The 19526-nt window shown below is 42.3% G+C and carries 21 protein-coding genes and 1 pseudogene; 4 read left to right on the forward strand and 18 right to left on the reverse strand.

What is annotated here, in order from left to right; genetic code table 11:
- Positions 1–232 precede the first annotated feature (232 nt).
- Positions 233–358: pseudogene (locus HI950_RS28950) on the reverse strand (recombinase family protein); the annotation flags it as partial.
- 193 nt (positions 359–551) lie between these two features.
- Between HI950_RS28950 and HI950_RS28955 the strand changes: the two are divergent.
- Positions 552–1208: a DJ-1/PfpI family protein gene (locus HI950_RS28955; protein ID WP_169089043.1), complete on the forward strand. Its 657-nt coding sequence runs from the start codon at positions 552–554 to the stop codon at positions 1206–1208.
- Between the two features lie 415 nt (positions 1209–1623).
- Here the strand turns inward: HI950_RS28955 and HI950_RS28960 are convergent, their stop codons facing one another.
- From HI950_RS28960 to HI950_RS28970, 3 genes are all read right to left on the reverse strand, one after another.
- Positions 1624–1797, reverse strand: a complete 174-nt coding sequence (locus HI950_RS28960; protein WP_169089045.1) for a hypothetical protein — start codon at positions 1795–1797, stop codon at positions 1624–1626.
- A gap of 328 nt (positions 1798–2125) precedes the next feature.
- Positions 2126–2803 (reverse strand): cytochrome P460 family protein, encoded by a 678-nt coding sequence (locus HI950_RS28965; RefSeq protein ID WP_169089047.1) that lies wholly within the window; start codon positions 2801–2803, stop codon positions 2126–2128.
- A 29-nt stretch (positions 2804–2832) separates the two neighbouring features.
- Complete coding sequence (locus HI950_RS28970; RefSeq protein ID WP_169089049.1) at positions 2833–3513, reverse strand: DUF4405 domain-containing protein; 681 nt, start codon at positions 3511–3513, stop codon at positions 2833–2835.
- A 261-nt stretch (positions 3514–3774) separates the two neighbouring features.
- Between HI950_RS28970 and HI950_RS28975 the strand changes: the two genes are divergently transcribed.
- The 3 genes from HI950_RS28975 (at position 3775) to HI950_RS28985 (ending at position 7290) form a co-directional block, all read left to right on the forward strand.
- Positions 3775–4710 (forward strand): AraC family transcriptional regulator, encoded by a 936-nt coding sequence (locus HI950_RS28975; protein WP_169089051.1) that lies wholly within the window; start codon positions 3775–3777, stop codon positions 4708–4710.
- 353 nt (positions 4711–5063) lie between these two features.
- Positions 5064–5915 (forward strand): aldo/keto reductase, encoded by an 852-nt coding sequence (locus HI950_RS28980; RefSeq protein WP_169089053.1) that lies wholly within the window; start codon positions 5064–5066, stop codon positions 5913–5915.
- Between the two features lie 166 nt (positions 5916–6081).
- Positions 6082–7290: a sugar efflux transporter gene (locus HI950_RS28985; RefSeq protein WP_169089055.1), complete on the forward strand. Its 1209-nt coding sequence runs from the start codon at positions 6082–6084 to the stop codon at positions 7288–7290.
- 517 nt (positions 7291–7807) lie between these two features.
- Here HI950_RS28985 and HI950_RS28990 read toward each other — a convergent pair.
- The 14 genes from HI950_RS28990 to HI950_RS29055 form a co-directional block, all read right to left on the reverse strand.
- On the reverse strand, positions 7808–8839 hold the full coding sequence (locus HI950_RS28990) for a Cfr family 23S rRNA (adenine(2503)-C(8))-methyltransferase (protein WP_169089057.1): 1032 nt from the start codon (positions 8837–8839) through the stop codon (positions 7808–7810).
- A 492-nt stretch (positions 8840–9331) separates the two neighbouring features.
- Positions 9332–10819, reverse strand: coding sequence for a serine hydrolase domain-containing protein (locus tag HI950_RS28995; protein ID WP_223285574.1), 1488 nt, complete (start codon positions 10817–10819; stop codon positions 9332–9334).
- A 48-nt stretch (positions 10820–10867) separates the two neighbouring features.
- The gene (locus HI950_RS29000; protein ID WP_169089059.1) at positions 10868–11974 is read right to left on the reverse strand and encodes a HAMP domain-containing sensor histidine kinase; all 1107 of its coding nucleotides are present in this window, start codon (positions 11972–11974) and stop codon (positions 10868–10870) included.
- Complete coding sequence (locus tag HI950_RS29005) at positions 11962–12633, reverse strand: response regulator transcription factor (protein ID WP_169089060.1); 672 nt, start codon at positions 12631–12633, stop codon at positions 11962–11964. The genes HI950_RS29000 and HI950_RS29005 overlap by 13 nt, the downstream gene beginning before the upstream one ends.
- 165 nt (positions 12634–12798) lie before the next feature.
- Complete coding sequence (locus HI950_RS29010; protein WP_169089062.1) at positions 12799–12993, reverse strand: hypothetical protein; 195 nt, start codon at positions 12991–12993, stop codon at positions 12799–12801.
- A gap of 155 nt (positions 12994–13148) precedes the next feature.
- Positions 13149–13592: an SRPBCC family protein gene (locus HI950_RS29015; protein ID WP_169089064.1), complete on the reverse strand. Its 444-nt coding sequence runs from the start codon at positions 13590–13592 to the stop codon at positions 13149–13151.
- Positions 13593–13594: 2 nt separating this feature from the next.
- Positions 13595–13933: an ArsR/SmtB family transcription factor gene (locus tag HI950_RS29020; protein ID WP_169089066.1), complete on the reverse strand. Its 339-nt coding sequence runs from the start codon at positions 13931–13933 to the stop codon at positions 13595–13597.
- Between the two features lie 1155 nt (positions 13934–15088).
- Positions 15089–15499 (reverse strand): GNAT family N-acetyltransferase, encoded by a 411-nt coding sequence (locus HI950_RS29025; protein WP_169089068.1) that lies wholly within the window; start codon positions 15497–15499, stop codon positions 15089–15091.
- A 572-nt stretch (positions 15500–16071) separates the two neighbouring features.
- Entirely contained in the window at positions 16072–16506 is a 435-nt protein-coding gene (locus HI950_RS29030; protein WP_169089070.1) for a hypothetical protein, read from the reverse strand.
- A gap of 268 nt (positions 16507–16774) precedes the next feature.
- Entirely contained in the window at positions 16775–17065 is a 291-nt protein-coding gene (locus HI950_RS37145; protein ID WP_169089071.1) for a cadmium resistance transporter, read from the reverse strand.
- Between the two features lie 195 nt (positions 17066–17260).
- On the reverse strand, positions 17261–17416 hold the full coding sequence (locus tag HI950_RS29040; RefSeq protein WP_187768187.1) for a hypothetical protein: 156 nt from the start codon (positions 17414–17416) through the stop codon (positions 17261–17263).
- Positions 17417–17474: 58 nt separating this feature from the next.
- Positions 17475–17873 carry a DoxX family protein gene (locus HI950_RS29045; RefSeq protein WP_169089075.1) on the reverse strand — a complete coding sequence of 133 codons (399 nt, stop codon included), beginning with the start codon at positions 17871–17873 and terminating at the stop codon, positions 17475–17477.
- Between the two features lie 84 nt (positions 17874–17957).
- The gene (locus HI950_RS29050) at positions 17958–18191 is read right to left on the reverse strand and encodes a DUF896 domain-containing protein (RefSeq protein ID WP_169089077.1); all 234 of its coding nucleotides are present in this window, start codon (positions 18189–18191) and stop codon (positions 17958–17960) included.
- Between the two features lie 63 nt (positions 18192–18254).
- Positions 18255–19190 (reverse strand): ring-cleaving dioxygenase, encoded by a 936-nt coding sequence (locus HI950_RS29055; protein WP_169089079.1) that lies wholly within the window; start codon positions 19188–19190, stop codon positions 18255–18257.
- Between the last annotated feature and the right edge of the window lie 336 nt (positions 19191–19526).

Below are 19526 nucleotides of genomic sequence, written 5' to 3' on the forward strand. Positions count from 1 at the left end.
AAAAAGATCCCCATCTTTCGACGGGGATCTCTTATAGAGTTGATTTGTTCCAGGGGCGCTTTCTGCCCCTTTCACTTTTTACCCGTTCTGCACACCTGCATCCGCTTCAAGCCTCTCTTCGGGCATACGAGGAAAAAACTCCTGGCTCAATGTCCAGCTGTTTTGCTAGATAGTCAATTAAGAAGTCGGGGGTCTCCTTAATATCAGCTTCTGTATTAATCTCATACTAACGTCGTCCGTATTTCACGCCGTTATTCTTATCCGCTTCAATGCCTTCGGCCTGCCTTTGCTTACTCTTTTTGCGTTCTTGCTCGGCCACATAAGATAGCAAGCTTAAAAATTGGTCCTCCATTAACCTTGGTTGACGGCATGAGGCTTTTACACTGGTAAGCGTATTATGACTTCCAAAGGCCACTTTCTGGTTGTGGGCGATTCCGTTTATGACCAGAACGCTGAGCGGTGTTTTCACAATATCGACATACCCATACCCCGTATGTGTATGTTATAGTTTGTTTGTAAGAATAGAATCCCACTCCAAAGGAGAGATCATCTTGAAAATCGTAATCATGCTTTTCGATGGAATCACAGCATTAGATGCAATTGGTCCATACGATGTATTTGCTGCTACACTGAAATGTGAAGTGAAGTTTGTCGCTAAGAAAAAAGGGTTAATCAAACTGGACTCAAATATGGGTTATTTGCATGCCGATTACAGTTTTTCTGAAGTAACTTCAGCTGATATTCTCGTTGTTCCAGGTTGCAGTCCGCCAAATTATAAAACTCCAATGAATGACGAAGAAACGTTAAATTGGATTCGCCAAATACATGAAACTACGAAATGGACCACGTCGGTTTGTAACGGCTCTCTGATTTTGAGCGCCGCAGGCTTGTTAAATGGAATCGTAGCCACCAGTCATTGGGGATCCTTCGACCTGCTTCAATCTCTTGGAACAATTCCAACAGATGAAAGAGTGGTTCGTCAGGGCAAAATCGTTACAGCAGCCGGTGTCTCCTCTGGTATCGATATGGCACTTCAATTAATAGCATGGGAATTGGGAGAAGATATGAGTAAAGGAGTCCAGCTGATTTTGGAATACGATCCTCAGCCTCCGTTTGACACGGGTTCCCCAAAGAAAGCGCCTGCTTTATTGGTAGAACAAATAAGAGGGATGCTACAAGAGTTTGCAAAACGGGAACCCAATTTATAAATCACAAATAATTCAGCATATTCTCAATAGCGTTATTGGCGTAGGTTGAGGTAGTTGTAAGTTATCTGAACAAGACCTCATTCCGGTATTAACGTGGCTTAAACGTTCAATATTGTTAGTACTTGGTAGCGGAAATATCCAAAGAAGAAGAAGGAGCGAAGTGCTCCTTCTTTTTTATAAATCAGGATCATTTGAATCAAAGAGAAACCGCTCAGCTGCCGCAGCAAACTGCTCCTTATATGTTGAACTATCGTTACCCAACCCATCGCCTTAAGACCTTAATTTTTTAATGTTTCAATTTTCCTTTGGCTATCACTCTATTTGTCGTTAATTCATATTTCATACCAGGTTTGATTAAATGATTTGGTGCTTCTTCTTTCTCATGGAAAAGTGTATACAAGTCTGCAGTTGTATCTCATTGAATATTTGGAGAATTGTGAAATTCAAGGACTGCACTCCATAAGCCATTTATTAACTCCCTATCTTCTTCAAAGATAATGGGTGTTGAGAAGTAACCAACTGGAACAATACTCTGGCCGCCTTCATCAGCAGTCAGAAAATACCTCTTTACCGTTCCTACTGTCTTCATGATTTTATCAACTCTTTCAGAGAATTTCGGTTAGCTTCTTATTATGAACTACTCAAATTCATTAAGTTAAATATGAATGAGCACCATCGCAGCTCCTGCTCATTCATGTGTATTATTCAACTATCGTTCCTCGTTAGCTTAACGCTTTGGAAAGGGATAATATTTTTGGTTTTGACAAGAACATTAATCTATAAAACCAAAAAACCGCGATTAACGCGGCTTTTCATGAGATAATGTTCTTCATCCGACATCTCCGGACAAGAACAATTTACTTGCCTTAACTTCCTTCCCATTTCGGGTTGTAACAAAATCGATGATAGAGCAATTATTACATTTGATCTTCTGTGTTAGGTATTTTAGCCAGATAATCAGTTAATGCTTTGATCTTCCACTCCTCTAAGATAGTATCATTCATTAAATCGGTAGCAGCTGTAAAATCCTCAAGTTGGAATGCTTTCAACTCATCGAATGTATAAATGAAATCATCCCTCTCCTGAGAAGCATGGCATGATATGCAACTTGCTACATCCCTTTTGGTATTTAATGATTGGTCTGCATTGTAAGCCTGGAATCGCCAATCTCCATTTTGCTCTTCGGTTGGTTGATCACCCCAGTCTAAGCGTTTTTCCATGACAAAAATATCCGATAAAATTTCATCTCGATAGATTTCAAGAGTTAATACAGTTCCTTGTGGAATTGGCTCTCCGCTTTGAACCGCTTTAATGGTTTCCGGACTTGCGTATAGCTTTTCATGTGCATTCCCACGATCAACTGTCGTATAAATGATTTGATCGGTATAATTATCTGGTAGATTAACAATTGCAGTACCATTTTCAACAGTTTGTTCTGGTTCTTCTGGTTGTGTTGGTTGTGTTGGTTGTGTTGGTTGTTTTGTTTGCTCCGATTGTTCGCTAGTCATGTTATCAAAGTGATTGTTGCTTCCTTCTCCGCATCCAGACAAGATAACTGTAGCTAAGAAAGTCAATAATACATATACTTTTTTCATTGGTACTTCCTCCTTTAATAATATATCTGTCACTGTACATTTTGTTTTTGCTTTTGTATAAACTTCACAGCATAATGTGTTCCACAGATATAAATTCCCATAATCGCAAGGTAATCCATAATAAAGGTAATGGAGGATTCATCGAAACCCAAGAATCCGAATGGATCATATACAACGAGTTTTGTACCTAGATTTCTTTCGAACGAAGTCTGAACTCCAAAAACAACAATAAATACCGCCGATATGCGTAATAAGAAAGTCCGGACTGTGCTTGAACCCGTTATTCCGGTCATTCTTCGCATGGCATTAATTATCGTCCCCCACGACATTCCAATATGAACAGCCATGATAATAAAACCCCAATATGAAGTCATGACATGGATTTGCATGAAGATCATGTCATTTTTGATCGGAATTAAAGTAAGAACTTCACGGGAAATTGGTATAGAACTGATTAACACTGCAGCCATTGAAACAAGGAATAACAAATTAACCATGATGCTGAGTATACGTCGAAGATCGAACTTCCCCTTTAAAAGGGCCTTATACCACCTACGGTTCAAAATGTTATGGATAATAAATAAAACCAACAGGATGACACCAACAACTTCGTGGGCTAGAATCCCAGTCATTTGGTAACCCATAGCCACTAACATAAGAACAGTCATCGTCACGTCAATGAACAGTCTGATTATCATCTTAGGATTCAATCTAGTTCCCTCTTTCCCCATTCATCATTCAATTTTTCATCCAATTGCTTTTCCTCCGCCGTATTTGGCTCCTCGATTTTTCAGTAGAACTGAGCAGGAATATGCACGAGAGAAGTATTCTTTTAATTATGTCCGATGTCATGGTAGAAACGTTATATCAATCGTCTCGAATGATTGCCTAATCCTCTCGCAGTTACTTACGAATAAAGAATAAATGCGATATACTTTGAACAAAATAAACTATCGTTTGAGGGGGAGTATATGACTGAAGGTACTGAGAATAAACGTAGCGAGCTCGCAAGCCTGATTGAGCGTCACACCATTAATGACGGAGTCAGCCAAACAACAATTCCATCATTATTTTTTATTCGATACTCCCATTCATCGGAGAAGGGTTACAGAGTTTACAATCCTTCATATTGCTTTATAGCACAAGGATTAAAAGAAGTTTGGCTAGCCAAAGAGCGCTTTGAGTATGGTCCATCGGATTTTCTTGTTTCATCGATGAATCTGCCAGTAATTGGACAAATTATAAAAGCATCTAATGCTGTACCTTATCTAAGTTTAAAACTTGAATTCACACAGAATCAGATTTTAGAAGTATTAAATGAATCAGAATTTCAAATGACTGCGTCGGAGAACGCAAGAAGAGCTCTGTTCGTAGGAGAGATTGAGCTTTCATTGTTAGATGCAACTCTCCGTTTAGCTCGATTATTAGACAACCCCAATGAAATACCCTATTTGGCTCCGATCTATCTAAAAGAGGTGCTGTATAGACTTCTCCAAAGTCAGTATGGTTCTACTATTGCCCAAATCGCTTTGGAAGGAAGCAGCTCGTTTCGTATTCAGGAAAGCATTGAAGAAATTATTAAAAATTTTGATAAGCCTCTACGAATTGAAGAGCTTGCAGATGCGGCTAAAATGGGTATATCAACATTCCATCGTGTGTTCAAAGATGTTACTGCAATGAGTCCGATTCAATTTCAAAAACAATTTCGATTGCAAGAAGCTCGACGATTATTATTATCAGAATCCGCGGATGCCGCTGATGTAGCATTCCGCATTGGTTATGAGAGTGCTTCACAATTTAGTCGTGAATATGCCCGAATGTTTGGTTCTCCTCCAAAAACAGACATCAAACATTTAAGAGACAAATATGAGGACAAAACGCCGTCAACTGAACCAGTTCGCACATAATGTTATGAGGAACCATGGTATAAACTTTGGGATCACCTTCACAAATGAAGAAAGGCAGCGGACTTAGATCGGCTGCCTTTCCTATGTCAACTGTCCTAACTCATACGACAGCCAATTCCGAATAATAACGGGTCACAAGAGGATTAGGCAATAATTTGAGACAATTTTGATATCGGTTCATTCTTTAAAAATTGCATAATGAAGTCATAGCCAAGAAGTATTTTAGTTGGCAAGGAGGAACTATAGCCGTTAACTGTAAGAATATAAATTCAAATGGTGTAGTTTGTTCAGAATAGTATTATCAAACCAGGTGGCTCAGAGAGACAAATCAATTACTATTGGGAGGAATACAAATGCAAAACGTGACTTTAAACAACGGGGTAAAAATGCCAATCCTTGGTTTCGGAGTGTTCCAAATTGCTGATGCAGATCAATGCGAACAAAGTGTTTATGATGCGATTTCTGCAGGCTATCGGCTGATTGATACCGCTGCTTCTTATCTAAACGAAGAAGCGGTTGGCAGAGCGATTAAACGTAGTAGCGTGGCAAGAGAGGAGTTATTTATCACTACTAAACTTTGGGTTCAGGATACTGGATATGAGCGCACAAAAAAGGCATTTGAAAATTCACTGGAAAGATTGCAATTGGATTATTTGGATTTGTATTTAATTCATCAACCATATGGAGATGTGTTTGGTTCTTGGCGTGCTATGGAGGAATTGTATCGTGAAGGTAAGGTCCGTGCAATTGGCGTTAGTAACTTCCAAGAGGATCGACTGATCGATTTGATTATTCATAATGAAGTAGTTCCTGCCGTAAACCAGGTTGAAACGCACCCATTCAACCAGCAAATCGAGAATGCAAAATTCATGAAAGAGAATAATGTTCAGATCGAATCCTGGGCGCCTTTTGCTGAAGGGAAAAATAACTTGTTCCAGAATGAGGCATTGGTATCCATCGCTCAAAAGTATAATAAATCCGTTGCTCAGGTGGTTTTACGTTGGTTATCACAAAGGGAAGTTGTTGTAATTCCAAAGTCTATTCGTAAAGAAAGAATTATCGAAAACTTCAATATCTTTGACTTTGAGTTAAGCCAAGAGGATATGGAGTCGATTACTACGCTAGATACGAAACAGAGCCTGTTCTTTTCCCATCGCGATCCTGAAATGGTGAAATGGATCGGTACCCGTAAACTCGATATTTAAATATCTTCGGTAGGGTCGATCAAATCGTATATCGATTTTTCAGAGAAGCAGTTGACTTGGAGGCAGTACCAGAAAGTTTCACATCGGGTTCGGGACACCATTCCTCAACCCGATTTCATTTCCCAGTGAGGCAAAGTAATGAAACGGATAGAAGGAGGAATAGCGGTTGCATGCGAGATTAAAAAAGGTGTTCGAGATCAAAGGGTACCGTATATTCGTCCTCTGCATGCTGATGATCGGGATCGGGATATCGATTACAATGCCATATCTACCTCTTTATTTCACGGCAGAATTAGGGATGAGCACGGGAGCGTTCGGCGTGTTCATGGCGGTAAGTTCTTTAAGCGGTGTGGCAGTGAATTCTCTCATTGCCAAGCGCTCGGATAGCGGACTGGACCGGAAATGGCTGTTGATTGCAGCGATGCTTTCATCCACTTTGGCGTATGTTGCGTATTTGGTATTCGATAGTTTCTTAATCCTGCTGATTGTGGTCAGTATTTTAAGTGGACTCGGAGCTGCCGCCATACCGCAAATTTATGCTTACGCACAAGAATCTGCCAATGCAAGCCAATCCGACGACAAAACGTTTGCAATGTCTGCATTGCGTTCTCTGATCTCTCTAGGATTCCTAATCGGACCATTGGCAGGGACTCTCCTTTTGGCGGCCGCTGGATATAGTGGTCTCTTTCTGGTGACATCCGCCATTTATCTAACAACTGCATCGCTAGTATTCTTGTTTCTCGCAAGTCGGAAAGCTAATCCGAGAAATCCTAGGAAGAGAACCGTTTCGAGTACCTCGTCACTCAGTAGCATGCAGATCAGGCAGCCTTTTATCGCCTTTATCCTTCTGTTCATGGTTAACGCGATGAACTTAGTCAACACGCCGCTCTTTATTGTGAATGAGCTTCAAGGAACGCATACGGATATCGGGTTAGTGGTAGGAATTTGTGCCGGCCTTGAAATCCCCATTATGCTGGTGCTTGGAGCGTTTGGTAGAAGGATATCAAATCACACTCTCTTGATGATAGGCAATATTATCGCGGTCTTTTATTTCGTCATCTTGAGTGTATCGAATGATCCGATACAGTTGATCATAGCACAGCTTTTGCAGGCAACGTTTGTGGCGATCGTGATGGGCAATGGACTCAGCTATTTCACGAATATACTAGCGGATTCACCTGGTGTAGCCATAACGCTCTATACCAACGCATCCACTATCGGTAGGCTGGCAGGAACGCTCGGCAGTGGTATCATTGCCCAGTTTACAGGATTTCGATCGGTTTACTGGATGTGTCTGGTGATTGTGATTCTTTCATTAGTCTTATTATGGAGAACAAGATCGCAAGTGGGAAAGGAAGTACTGTTACCAATGTGAGACCTGCAGCATACGCCGTTTTAACTTTGCATGGTCCATAACGTCTACGCTTTTGTCTCCTGACTCATGGCGCTGATCAATTGCTCTATCCTGCCCTGCCCGTTTGCTTAATAAAGAAAGGGAGCAGCTGCCGTAGCAAACTCCCTCCTTGTGTGTTCAACTATCGTGTCTCGATAGCTTAACGCAACGCGCCTCTTAGAATACTGAGCAACAGCATTAACTCCTACCAATAAAAACGGGTATAGTAATAAACCTGCATTTATGATTAATCCTGAAACAGGATTAGCATCATCAGCGGATAATGTCTATTCTATTAGACGATGCGAAATCACTTCAAGTTGCGTTATCCTGCCAGTTAGCGTAACGAAGGGCTACCACGCGGTAGCCCTTCGTTGTTCAACTATCGTACCCGTTACGTAATAATTATTGTATCTTATTCTGCTCACTGACAGTCGATTATTTAATCATTTAGTGAAAAAAAAGCATACAGTCTTTATCCTATACCAACTCATGCAACTTAATCAGATCCATAAAGTTGGCCACATGCTGCATTAATATCTGATCCAAACTGGGTTCTGACAGTGACATTGATTCCCCTTGACTTTAATATCTGAACGAACATTTTGACGCTGTTCCGGTCAGATTGCATATAGCTTTGCGGTGTCTCGTCGCTCAAATTGTAGGGTATCAAGTTAACATGATAGAGATGCTCCCATAACCCCCTTTCCCTCAATATATCTGCTACAGCTTCCGCATGATCTCTTGAATCATTTATTCCCCGAAGAAGTATATAAGCGATGTACACCTTTCTCCCCGTATACTGAATATGACTGTCCAACGCTTTCATTACTTCATGCAGGGGGAACCGACTATTAATGGGCATCAGTTCACTTCTCTGAGCCTCAAATGGTGAATGTAGCGAAAAGGTCAAGTTAACTTGTGGGAATTCTTGCATCAGTTTGTATATTCCTGGAAGTATTCCGATTGTAGAAACAGTAATTCTTCGTTGGCCTAACCCAAATATTTGTGGATCAGTCAGTATCGTCAGCGCGTCAAATATATGAGGGTTTGCAAGCGCCTCCCCCATTCCCATAAAAGAGACACTGTCCAAGGCATGGCCATTCAAGTGAAAGTGCAAAAGTTGGTCGGTTATTTCATCGGTTGTAAGATTTCTTTTCAAGCCGATTGTACCTGTAGCACAAAAACTGCAACCAAACCCGCACCCACACTGTGAGGAAATACAATATGATTCCCACCCACGTTTATAACTTAACCTAACTGCCTCTATTCGCTCACCACCTGCTATTGCGAACAGAATCTTACTGACCTGGTTTGATTTTTTTTCTAATACTTGTGTGACGCTGGATACATTATTTCCAAGTTCCTTGATCAATTCATCACGCAATGACTTAGGTAACATGGTCATGTGTTCAAATTCACCGATTTTTTGCTTAAAAATAGCATCTGTGATTTGAAGATATCTGTATCCTGGTTGCTTTAGGCTCGATACTATTTGCTGAATCTTTTCATATTTTGATTTTGGTTTCATTATTTTCTCCAATTAGCACGGAGAAAAACGCAAAAAAGCCCCAGTCAACCGGCGCTTATTTTGCGTTTTACTTTAACCAAACTATACAATAAAAAAACTAAGCGATTATAGAAGTCTTCACTAAGTGTATCTATATATAGAAGGATAAAGCTCCGGTAGCTGCTTCGTTATTTTGTGAACCATGTCAACGATCATTTTAAATGACAGGTTCACATTAACATCTACAATTTCCAGCATCACTTTATCCCCCTTCTAATTAAAAAAACATACAATTATTAACCTATCTTAAATCCTCGTCATAGTCAAGATCATTATGCAGATTGTATTAATATGCTGGTACCCATATGTAATCACGTTATGCTGCCCGTTAGTTCAACGAGACTACTGTTCTATGCCGGCAACCTCGTCCTCGTGATTGTTAATCTATAGTTTCCCATTCGTTTAACCCGCCCAATCAGGTGTGACACATACTGCTCTTCCTGGCTCGCAACTTCATCGGACGTCAGTTTCTAAATTACTCGTCTTCTGTGTAGAGTACAACAATCTAAAACGGCATACCAAATACGTTATATTTACCAGCGATAATACTATAAGCCATATAATCAGAGAAGGCATGGTAGTCCATAGACCGAACCAAGGCAAAACTCGCGCACCGCCGATAAATGTAGTTAGAGGTGACAGAATCAAAAGAATCAAGATAGGGAGCAGTCTTCCCAATAATGAAGAAATAAATTTTCTGGTCGTGATGCTCTTTTTGCTCCTATTAATACGAAAGTGTGAGTATACACCCCAAAGAATTGTCGCTATCACCAGCAGAATCATAAACGTCTCCATGTTTCTACCGTTAAAGATAGTAGCATCCGCTTTTTCACCCTTTATAATCCTTGCAATCCCGTCGACTAAAGCTGAATAATCGACAAAAGCGTTTAATCCGGAATTGAACATCATCGTGATGCCTAGCTGCTGATCCAAATCTATCGTTTCTTCCGCCTTATACGTCCAGAAAATTCCGCTATGGGAAACTGTTCGGCCTTCATGTTCATCCCCTTCTGCAGACCACCCCATTCCATACGGGCCGATCTGGCCGGCTGTATGGTATTGTTCCATCAGCTCTGGGGAAAGAAGACGGCCATTATATTGAGCAAGCATCCATTTTGCCATGTCTTCTGCAGTTGAAATAATACCGGCGGGACCGTCAATAAACCATATAGGTTCTGTTTTTCTTATTGGCTTGCCAAACAACAGATAATGCCCCTGAGGAATGGCGGTATTCTCATTGATTTGTTGCGTAGTACTGACGTTAAAGGTGTCATTCATCCCCAATGGCGCAAAGATATGATCTTGGAGATATTCGGAAAAACGTTGCCCGCTGATCCACTCAACAAGAAGCGCCAAGAATTGGTAGTTTGGATTGTGATAGTAGTAAGTCGTTCCCGGATCGGCGGCAAGCTTTACCGTATTCATAGATGCGTTGATTTCTTGCAACGATTGGAATTGATCGGATTTCGTCATGTCCGGATTCACTTTATCGGTAAGACCACTTGTTTGATTTAGCAAGTGCCGGATCGTGATACGGTGGACACGCTCGTCCACAGGCAAGATGCCGGGAAAATATGAGGTATACGGAGCGTCAAGGTTAATAAGGCTTTTATCCGCCAGCTGCAATATAGCCAATGCCGTTATGGATTTGCTCAATGAGGCAATCGGGAAGGCTGTATCAGTGGATATTCTTATTCCATCGGAATATTCCCCGTAGCCTTGCGTATAGAACACATCTTCCCCATACGCGATTGCAAGAGATGCACCGGGAATATGGTTGGCTTTCATGATTTTCTTGACATAATTATCAATTTCGGATAAGACCTCTGTTTTACTTCGGGTTTCAACAGCGACAGCAGGTATTACGGAAATACACACCGCTAGAAGCATGCAAATTAAACAAACGGCGATACTTTTATTCGTGAAAGTCATTTTATTCATCAACACTCCTTAGATTGGGATAAGGAAATGTTAACCCTTAATTTTCAACTATTTATCAACTTGGCATAAAAAGCTTGCGGTTACTTTTCCACCACCTCTAGAATGATTTGCAACCTGTAACCCTCCCTGGTGCTTTTCGCACAATGTTTTGCAAACGTAAAGCCCTAACCCATGATGCTTATTTGCTTCCGGCACTTCTCCCCGATAAAAAGGGAGAACGGCTTTCACCAGCTCTTCATTGGAAAACCCCGGGCCATCATCGGTGACAGTTATGGAAAAAATCCCGTTGCAAACGCAATAGTCGACTTTCACTTGACTGGAAGCATAACGAACTCCATTTGCTATCATATTTTCAAAAACCTGCATAACGAGATCCAGGTCGACAACCAATCTAGTCGAATCCACATCCTTGCGAGAATCGTAGGTTTTACCTCTTAAGTCTATAATTCGTCTGGAGCTGTCTTCCAGTAAGGCGATGAGTGTGTAGACTTCAACCTCCTGTTTGTTTGCCGGCAACTCATCAAGCTTCTGAATCGAGCTCATCGCCTCTACATAACGCTCCATCCGCAAAATATGGGATTCCATCGTTTTGATCGTGTCCAGAAGTTTTTCCTCTGAAATTTTTTTTTGTGGCAAATAGCTGGTAATAAACTCGAAATATCCTTTCAGGATAGACAATGGCGTTCTCAAGTCATGAGCGAAAATAGCGTTTATTTGATTCCGTTCTTCGGCCGTACGCCATAGGACTTTAAAATTGCTTTCCAGTTGACTGCGCATCTTTTCAAATGAACGGCAAAGCTCGCTCATTTCATCCTTGCTGTCATAGGAAACATGAAACCCCAAATCATTCGCCGAGATTTTTTCCGATGCGTTTATCAAGATTTCCAGAGGCTTTTTTAATTTCATTTTATAAAAAAAGCTAGCCATTAAAAATAATCCGATTCCGATCGTAAACAGCATAGCGATAATCTGAGCAGTTAAAACCCAATCGTTTCCGGAAGGATGATCGACGAAGCGTTGTCGAATTCGATCGGCCCATTCGAATTCAAATACAATGGCTGTTAGAACGATGGCTAAATATACACAATTTAATGCGATGAAGGATTGCAGCATAGTCATATTTTTCAGTCGGAGATAGTTTATTATTTTCGCCATTTATATCCTACTCCCCAAACAGTTTCTACCCTGTTTTCACAGCTATGCTCTTTCATTTTATACCGAATGCGCCTGACATGCTCAGCGATGACGGAGCTATCCCCTTCTTCGTCCGTTCCCCACACTCGTTCATAAATACGTTCTTTATCAAAAATCATTCCAGGGTGTCTGGATAGTAGTTCTACGATATCAAATTCCTTTTTCGCCAAAGAAATTTGTAAGCCATTATAGTAGAGCAGCCGCTCTGAGTAATCAATGACCAAATCGTCGCTAAATTTAAGCGTAGATTTTTTTTGATTTCGCATTTCCCTGCGTAAATGGGCATCCACTCTGGCCCCCAACTCATGGATGCTGAACGGCTTTTGAATATAATCATCACCACCAGCCTGAAAACCGGATATTTTATCCGCATCCTCTATGCGTGCGGTAAGAAATAAAATGGGACAGGACACAAAATTCCGGATCTTCTTGCATACGTCTAGACCGCTAGATTCGGGCATATTGATATCCAGCAAAATAATGTCTGGTTGTTTTTCCACTTGCCGCAACGCATCATTGCCGTCCTTTGCGGTCAATACGAGATACCCGTTAACTTCAAAATAATCCGCTAGCATTTTCCTAAGGTCATCTTCATCATCGATGATCAATATCTTTTGCATTACCTTTCCTTCTTCCCTAATATTTACTCCCTTATTATACTACCTACCTCCGCGGAACGAAGTCTTGACCTCGTCACTACCAGCGACTCGCACTCCATCTGTTCTATTTCACCTAATTTAAATTTCTTGCTGGTAACCAACAAGCTCATACTCAGCCGAGCTTCCTTATTCCACTAACGTTAACTTAATAATAAATGGAGCAGCTGCCGCGGCAAACTGCTCCATTTTCCGTTCAACTATCGTTACCCGATCCGACGACGTCTGCATTGGCGGCGACGGCCGACGATAGCCGGCAACGACCGTCGCCGCGACGTCCGGCGTCCCGATCGGACACTCGATGCCAAAGCCGACGAGGACCATTGTAGGGAAGACGTCGCATCCTCCGCCGCAGTCGGTCGGTGGAACTTGGCCTATGCCGCCGTAGGCATCTTGCGAGCAGCCGTCTGCGGAGAGGATCTGTTCGACTTTGAGAGGAGAGGAGCCATGAAGGCTCCTTCTCTATTCTTGCTCGCCGTCTACTGCTTCTGGTCGCGCAGGTGCGTCGTCAGATCGTCCAGCGCATTGGACCAGCCGTCGTAAAAGTACTTATCGCCGGGGTGACCGGCCACTCCGCGCAGGTGGAAGATCATCTCGGTGCACTCGCCCTGTGCGGTGAGGGTTAGGGTCACGACAGGGGAATTCTCGATGGGATCATCGGGATAACCCCAGGTGAAGACGAGCCGTTCGAAAGGTACGACATCGAGGAACACATCTCCGGTGGGATACTCCTCGCCGGTCTCGACGTTGACCATTGTGTAGCGGTAGCGTCCGCCTTCGCGGACGTCGAAGGAGATGGACTCCAGAGGTGTCGAAGGCAACCAGGGCGCGAGTTCCTTTTTCTCGGTCCAGGCGCGCCACACGAGCTCGCGGCGGACATTCAGGGTGCGGGTGATGGTGAACTCCGGTGCGGATGTGGACATGTTCATTGTTCCTCCTTTTTGATCATGGTCTTGAGGTGTTCTTCCAGTGCGTCGATGCGCTGGTTCCACTCACGGCGGTGTTTCTCGACCCAGGCCGATGCCTCATCGAGTGGCTCGGTGCGCATCGACAGGGTCCGCCACTGTGCGTTCGCTGTGCGTTCGATCAGCCCTGCTCGCTCCAGCACTTTGAGGTGCTGGGAGATCGCGGGTGCGCTTATCTCGAAGGGCTCGGCGACCTCCCTGACTGTCGCGGCCCTCTGTGACAGCCTGGTCAGGATGTTTCGGCGCGTCGGATCGGCGAGGGCAGCGAAGATGAGGCTGAGTGAGTCCTTCGCAGCCAATTAATAACCTCCTTAATTAAGGGTTTTATTAAAAATATGCCACAATGTGTAATCATGTCAAGCTGCTTGGAACGGGCAGTGACGCACAGGCCGAAGGATCGCTGGTACGCACCTCGGCTGTGTGAAGTTAGACCCTTATAAGGTTGACTAAAATGGATTGACAACGAGTTTATCCCTTTTAAGTTGAGATTATTAAGAAAGCTACAGGAAAAACTGTCGCTGAAATCATTAGCAAACGAGTGTTAAAACTTTTAGGATTTACTCAAACGGAGTGGAGAACAGAAGGAAAGAAACGCTGGTACAGCAAGAGAACTTGCTTTGAGGGGGAACTTGCATCTGAATAAGAGAGCTATACACGGGCAAAACATTCAAATGTGTCTTAATGTCCAAACGAATGTTCAACAATCAAATCTCATGCAAGGCTGCCAATTGACTCGGCAGCCTTTTGGAATGAGGGTAAATCAGCAACTTATTATTTTTAACATGAAAAAAAGGGTTATATAGTGAATGACAACAAATGAAAATGTAGTAACCTCGAGGTATTAAACAGTTTTATAGACATATGTTTAAAAAATCATTATTTTGTGAAGATGTAAAAAGGAGCTGCCACAGCAGCTCCTTCTTCGTTGTATAGGGTCCTTCATTGAACTAACGTTTCCCGTTAGTTCAATGAAATTCAAAGTCATACACTTAATCCTAATTTATCGATAAGAAAATCACCTTGTTCGATTATCATCGTTTTCTTCTCTTGGCGAAAATCCCATCCATGTTCTATTGCATACTTAATTAATCTTTTACAGTTCTTGGGTCTATGAAGATTGAAATGCCAGCTTCCTTTCCATGTGAAAAGCCACTTCATAAAATGAGGTATTTGATGAATAAATTTTAAAATTGACAAATTCATTACTAGGTATTTCATTAATAACGCAGTGGAATAGAGAATCGTTGACCCTTATCTTTTTAGCTCTCTTGCGAAATGGTTTCAATAAATCACCTTCTCGTAATTTAATCCTCATTTTTTATCATAAACCACCTTAACTTCTATTGCACTATCCTGCCCGTTAGCTTAAAAAAGAGCAGGCCACCGAAGCGCCTGCTCATCAAGTGTGTTATCCAACTATCGTTTACCGTTAGCGTAGTCGAGCTTTGCTACTATTACTTCAGGCTCTTAGTAAGTATGATTTCCAATGGCTCGTCTTCGAGTATTAAACACCCTGAATCTCGATAACCTAATTTTCTATAAAAATGCTGAGCCCCTTCATTAGCTAAAGTAGAGGTCATAACCAAGTTAAAACCGAGCTTCTTCATTTCATCTTCCCAAAAAAGAACTGCTTCCTTACCTAATCCTTTACTTCGATATGTATCATCGATCCAAATCATATTCATAAAAGGAGTGTTGTCCCAAAAATAACTGTGCCGCATCCACCCAACGATGCTATATTCTTCATTCTGGAGAATATAAATCTCATTCCCCCTAATTTTCGGTAAGATTAAGTTTTCTAGAATATGATGGTCATGTCTTTTAATATATTCATAGTGCGAATCAGTTGCAGCAATAATCCTCATTATAATTACTCCCCTACATAATTACATTATTATACACCTGTTCACTTCCCTAGAGAAATGCGGGAATTTATTAAAACGATCCTGCCCGTTAGTTTAGTGAAGGGCTGCCAAGCGGCAGGCCCCTCGTTGTTGAACTATCGTTTCCCGTTAGCGTAATCACTTCTTGAATATATCGAAGTGTTTTACTCTCATTGAATTTACCTCTCCACATTCTAGGCAAATGGTAAGGAGAAGAGGAGATCCTAGACTTAAGAACTTATTTTTGGGATGAACATTTCCATCACCTTTTATTTCACCTTCAACAAAGTTTGTTCCACTACAGTTTATACAAGGTCTCATTAGTAAAAATCCTTTCCCTAAAAAACTTAAGTTTTTTGTATCTCTTACGATGATTTTCGCCTAACCCTTGGAGACGTATCGTCTCCCGTTAGCGTAATACGATGTGAGTTAAAATCACTCAAAATGAAACACATTTTTCCATCTTTATTAAAACCATTCAGAATGAACCCACGATGATAATTTCCAATGTATTTATCCTGCAAAGCGAACCATAGTCTGTTCCCATCGAATAATTAAACTATTTCTGCGTCTTTATCCATGTATTTGTCTGAGCCTTTGTGCTTGATGTGAAGCGTGCTAATCTGCGCTTCTTTTATTATGCCGTAGTAAAGCTGGTACTGCTTTTCTTCATCTTTTGCATTGGAATCTAGGTTAACCCAACCCCAAGTTACATCTTGTTTGGTAGGAAAAGACACAGTACCACCGCCAAAGCCCCATTTATATTTATCACTCAACTTATATAAAATTCCTGCATCGATGCCTCCAATCGGATTTTCGTAGAAAATAACAACGCCATTTTTCACAACTTGCTGATGATAAATTTGTTTGTACTTTATCCCTCCGTGTTGAATGGCTTCCTTGATTGATTTGTATCCGTTATGAGTACAACCTGAAAGTAGAAGGAATAGACACATTATTAACAAAAGAATGTTCTTCACCTTTTTCATAAGTGTCCCTTCTACTGTGAAACGATATTACATTTCCCATAAATTAGGACGCTAAATACTGGCGAATGTTGCGCTATCCTGCCCATAGTTTAATAAAAAGAGCAGGCATTCGTAGCGCCTGCTCATCTATGTGTGTTATTCAATATCGTTACCCGATAGTTCAACGAACAGTGTTTTTAGAACGGTAACAACCCGAAAGTGCCGCTATGGTAAAGAATGAACAGTCCAAGTGCGATAAGCACAAACGGACGGCGACGTGTCCGTATTTCTAAAGCACCTTTGCTACCAAAGGATTCTTTACTAGCTTATAACCGAGAAAGCACTTCACGGCCACCAAAATAAAGAAAATTAGAAGCGTCACTATGTTGCCGGTAATAGTTTGGCTTGCGAATATAGGAATATATATCGCAAAGTTATCACCGCCGTTCGCAAACGTAATCGCCTCAACTTTAAGAGTAGTGCCAGCAGCCGAAACGTCTTCCGTAAGACTTCCGCAGGGCAAGGATTCCTTTGACAATGCTTGCGATACCTTAAATACTATATCGGCAAACTTGATCAATCCTCATATTGAACTCTCAATAAATTGTGCAATAACAGCACGCACTCACCCAAGTCATTTATTCAAAAACAAATAGAAAACATAAAAAAACCACTCATCAGAGTGGTCCCAGAGTGACGAGAAAGTCCAACAGACTTTTCGGCACTTAATTTTTATTTGGTGGTTCTCATCTCGTTTGTGTACATATTCACCGCTTCACCTTAATAAACTCATGACAAAGCTCTTCGCCATTTCCCGCTGCGCTCCTCGCTCCCCTTGGTTGAGGCCGAACCGATCGCGGATAATCTCCTGTTCCCGCTCATCAATAATATCGAGATTGCGGTGGATTTTGCTTTTCGCGATCTTTTCCAAGTCATCCATTTCCGAGACCAATATATCATTGATGGTAATTTCGTGCCCCACTTTTAGATTAGAACAACAGCGCATCCAGTGAGTAAGCTCCTGCTCCGGTCAGCGCAACGCCGATAGCTACAGCCACGAGTACCAGCGGATATTCATACCCATTTGCCGTTGCCCACAGGCCGTTAGGCCGATGCACTTTAACTATAGCACCTGCCATGGTGACTACAATCATCACTCCTGCTGCTGCTGTGAACAGTCCCGTGGCGAACAATGCCCCGCCCAGCAGTTCCAATACTCCAGCAAAGACAGCCATAACAACACCAGGACGAATGCCAACCGATTCCATCCAGCCTCCTGTCCCTTTCGGGCCATATCCCCCGAACAGGCCGAACAGTTTCTGTGCTCCATGACCAACAAACAACAATCCTACCACTACCCGAATAATAAGAAGTCCCAAATCCATCATTTTCATTCATCTCCCAAATTTTTATGGTGTTGATCTTAAAGTTACTTAGCGAATCTGCCCTGTAATATTATTGAAAGAGTCCATCTAGCGGTCATCCCCTAGCAAAATCGTTTTATCGGCTGCCAGCTTAGCCGGAGTTACGTCCTGCCCGTTGGCATCCATTACCGAGACACCCAACAGCATATCGTGAACTTGGCCGCGAATCTGCTGCAAATACTCAGTACGAAGCTCTGCCTGTTCTTTTTTCTCCTGCTCGTTTAGTCCTTCAGCATGCTGTTTTCTGCTCAATTCGTTAATACGTCCCAGAATGGCAATCATAATCCGCACCTCATTCCAAAAATTAATAGTTAGGCTACTGACGGATAAAGCGTGATGATTCTGTTACTTGGCGTTGTTCTTTAATGGCGGCAGTATGGCTTCAATCTCGGCTCGGTTTGGCTCATACCATTCCGGCAGCATCAGCTTGTGCCCAAGCTCTTCCGGCTCCTCATCCCGTGCGAATCCTGGTGGATCGGTCGCAATCTCAAACAAAATACCGCCGCTTTCTCGGAAATAAATTGCTTTGAAATATTGACGATCCTTCACTTCCGTTGGTGCATAGCCGCTGCGGGCCACACTTTCTCTCCATTCCAGTTGCTCATCATCATCTCTGGTCCGCCAAGCGATATGGTGGACTGTTCCGGCACCGCCACTTCCATGGTGCATATCCTCAAGCGGAACATCAATTAGATTCCCCAGCTCCGCTGTCGCTTGGAAGCGAACGTATCCTGCATCCTCACCGACTTTGACCAGCCCGAGCACACGCTCCAACACGTCGATGGTATCGGCATGCTTCGTGCTGAACAAGACAGCACCGCCAAACCCTTTGATCGCATAGTCTGCAGTAATGCCATCTACCTCCCATGTGCTGGTTGGGCCTTCTTCCCTTTCAACCAATTCCATGCGTAGACCTTCGGAATCGGTGAATTGCACATATGTTTCACCGAAGCGGATGCTACGGTTCGTTACAACACTACGGCTCGCTAGTCGCTGCTCCCAAAAGCCGATGGAGCCTGGCGGGATAACGAACGTCGTGATGCCGACTTGACCGCCACCGACCCGCCCCTGACGAGCTTCGGACCAAGGGAAGAAAGTCAAAATAGTGCCAGGGCTACCCGCTTCATCTCCGAAATACAAGTGATAGACATGAGGGGCATCGAAATTGACCGTTTTCTTAATCAGCCGAAGTCCGAGGACACCGGCGTAAAAATCGACGTTTTCTTGCGGGTGTCTGGCAAATGCCGTGATATGATGAATGCCTGAAGTACGGTTGAACATAAGAATCACTCCTTGGTTTAATTGGTTTTTGTCTTCAATTTAATTATCTTTAATTTAAGATATTATAGATAAAAAATTCTTCCTTTACCACACGATTCTCAATTCCCGTTGTACTTCGCATTTCACTTTCGACTCGATCTGCTATTGTATGACTTAGAAGGTACGTTCTATTTATCTTTAGATTAAATATCTTAAATTAAAGATACCTTATATTCATATTGTTGTCAACAGGCAAAATAAAAGTTTTTTCCCTTGTCGAGCCTTGAAGCTGTTTGGTAGGTAATTGAAGTCCCTTCGGGTTAATCTGATCGAATACTCATCACTTGAAGTCATCTA

The sequence above is a fragment of the Paenibacillus sp. PL91 genome, assembly GCF_012935325.2.
Classification (GTDB): domain Bacteria; phylum Bacillota; class Bacilli; order Paenibacillales; family Paenibacillaceae; genus Pristimantibacillus.

What these genes read in the sequence shown, in the direction of transcription:
- HI950_RS29055 (WP_169089079.1), bottom strand. Translation starts at nt 19,190, where the DNA reads ATGTTCAACCGTACTTCAGGCATTCATCATATCACGGCATTTGCCAGA.
- HI950_RS29010 (WP_169089062.1), bottom strand. Translation starts at nt 12,993, where the DNA reads ATGGTCCTCGTCGGCTTTGGCATCGAGTGTCCGATCGGGACGCCGGAC.
- HI950_RS29045 (WP_169089075.1), bottom strand. Translation starts at nt 17,873, where the DNA reads ATGATGGATTTGGGACTTCTTATTATTCGGGTAGTGGTAGGATTGTTG.
- HI950_RS29050 (WP_169089077.1), bottom strand. Translation starts at nt 18,191, where the DNA reads ATGATTGCCATTCTGGGACGTATTAACGAATTGAGCAGAAAACAGCAT.
- HI950_RS28995 (WP_223285574.1), bottom strand. Translation starts at nt 10,819, where the DNA reads ATGAATAAAATGACTTTCACGAATAAAAGTATCGCCGTTTGTTTAATT.
- HI950_RS28965 (WP_169089047.1), bottom strand. Translation starts at nt 2,803, where the DNA reads ATGAAAAAAGTATATGTATTATTGACTTTCTTAGCTACAGTTATCTTG.
- HI950_RS29005 (WP_169089060.1), bottom strand. Translation starts at nt 12,633, where the DNA reads ATGCAAAAGATATTGATCATCGATGATGAAGATGACCTTAGGAAAATG.
- HI950_RS29030 (WP_169089070.1), bottom strand. Translation starts at nt 16,506, where the DNA reads ATGAAAAAGGTGAAGAACATTCTTTTGTTAATAATGTGTCTATTCCTT.
- HI950_RS28980 (WP_169089053.1), top strand. Translation starts at nt 5,064, where the DNA reads ATGCAAAACGTGACTTTAAACAACGGGGTAAAAATGCCAATCCTTGGT.
- HI950_RS29000 (WP_169089059.1), bottom strand. Translation starts at nt 11,974, where the DNA reads ATGGCGAAAATAATAAACTATCTCCGACTGAAAAATATGACTATGCTG.
- HI950_RS28960 (WP_169089045.1), bottom strand. Translation starts at nt 1,797, where the DNA reads ATGAAGACAGTAGGAACGGTAAAGAGGTATTTTCTGACTGCTGATGAA.
- HI950_RS29015 (WP_169089064.1), bottom strand. Translation starts at nt 13,592, where the DNA reads ATGTCCACATCCGCACCGGAGTTCACCATCACCCGCACCCTGAATGTC.
- HI950_RS28975 (WP_169089051.1), top strand. Translation starts at nt 3,775, where the DNA reads ATGACTGAAGGTACTGAGAATAAACGTAGCGAGCTCGCAAGCCTGATT.
- HI950_RS28990 (WP_169089057.1), bottom strand. Translation starts at nt 8,839, where the DNA reads ATGAAACCAAAATCAAAATATGAAAAGATTCAGCAAATAGTATCGAGC.
- HI950_RS29025 (WP_169089068.1), bottom strand. Translation starts at nt 15,499, where the DNA reads ATGAGGATTATTGCTGCAACTGATTCGCACTATGAATATATTAAAAGA.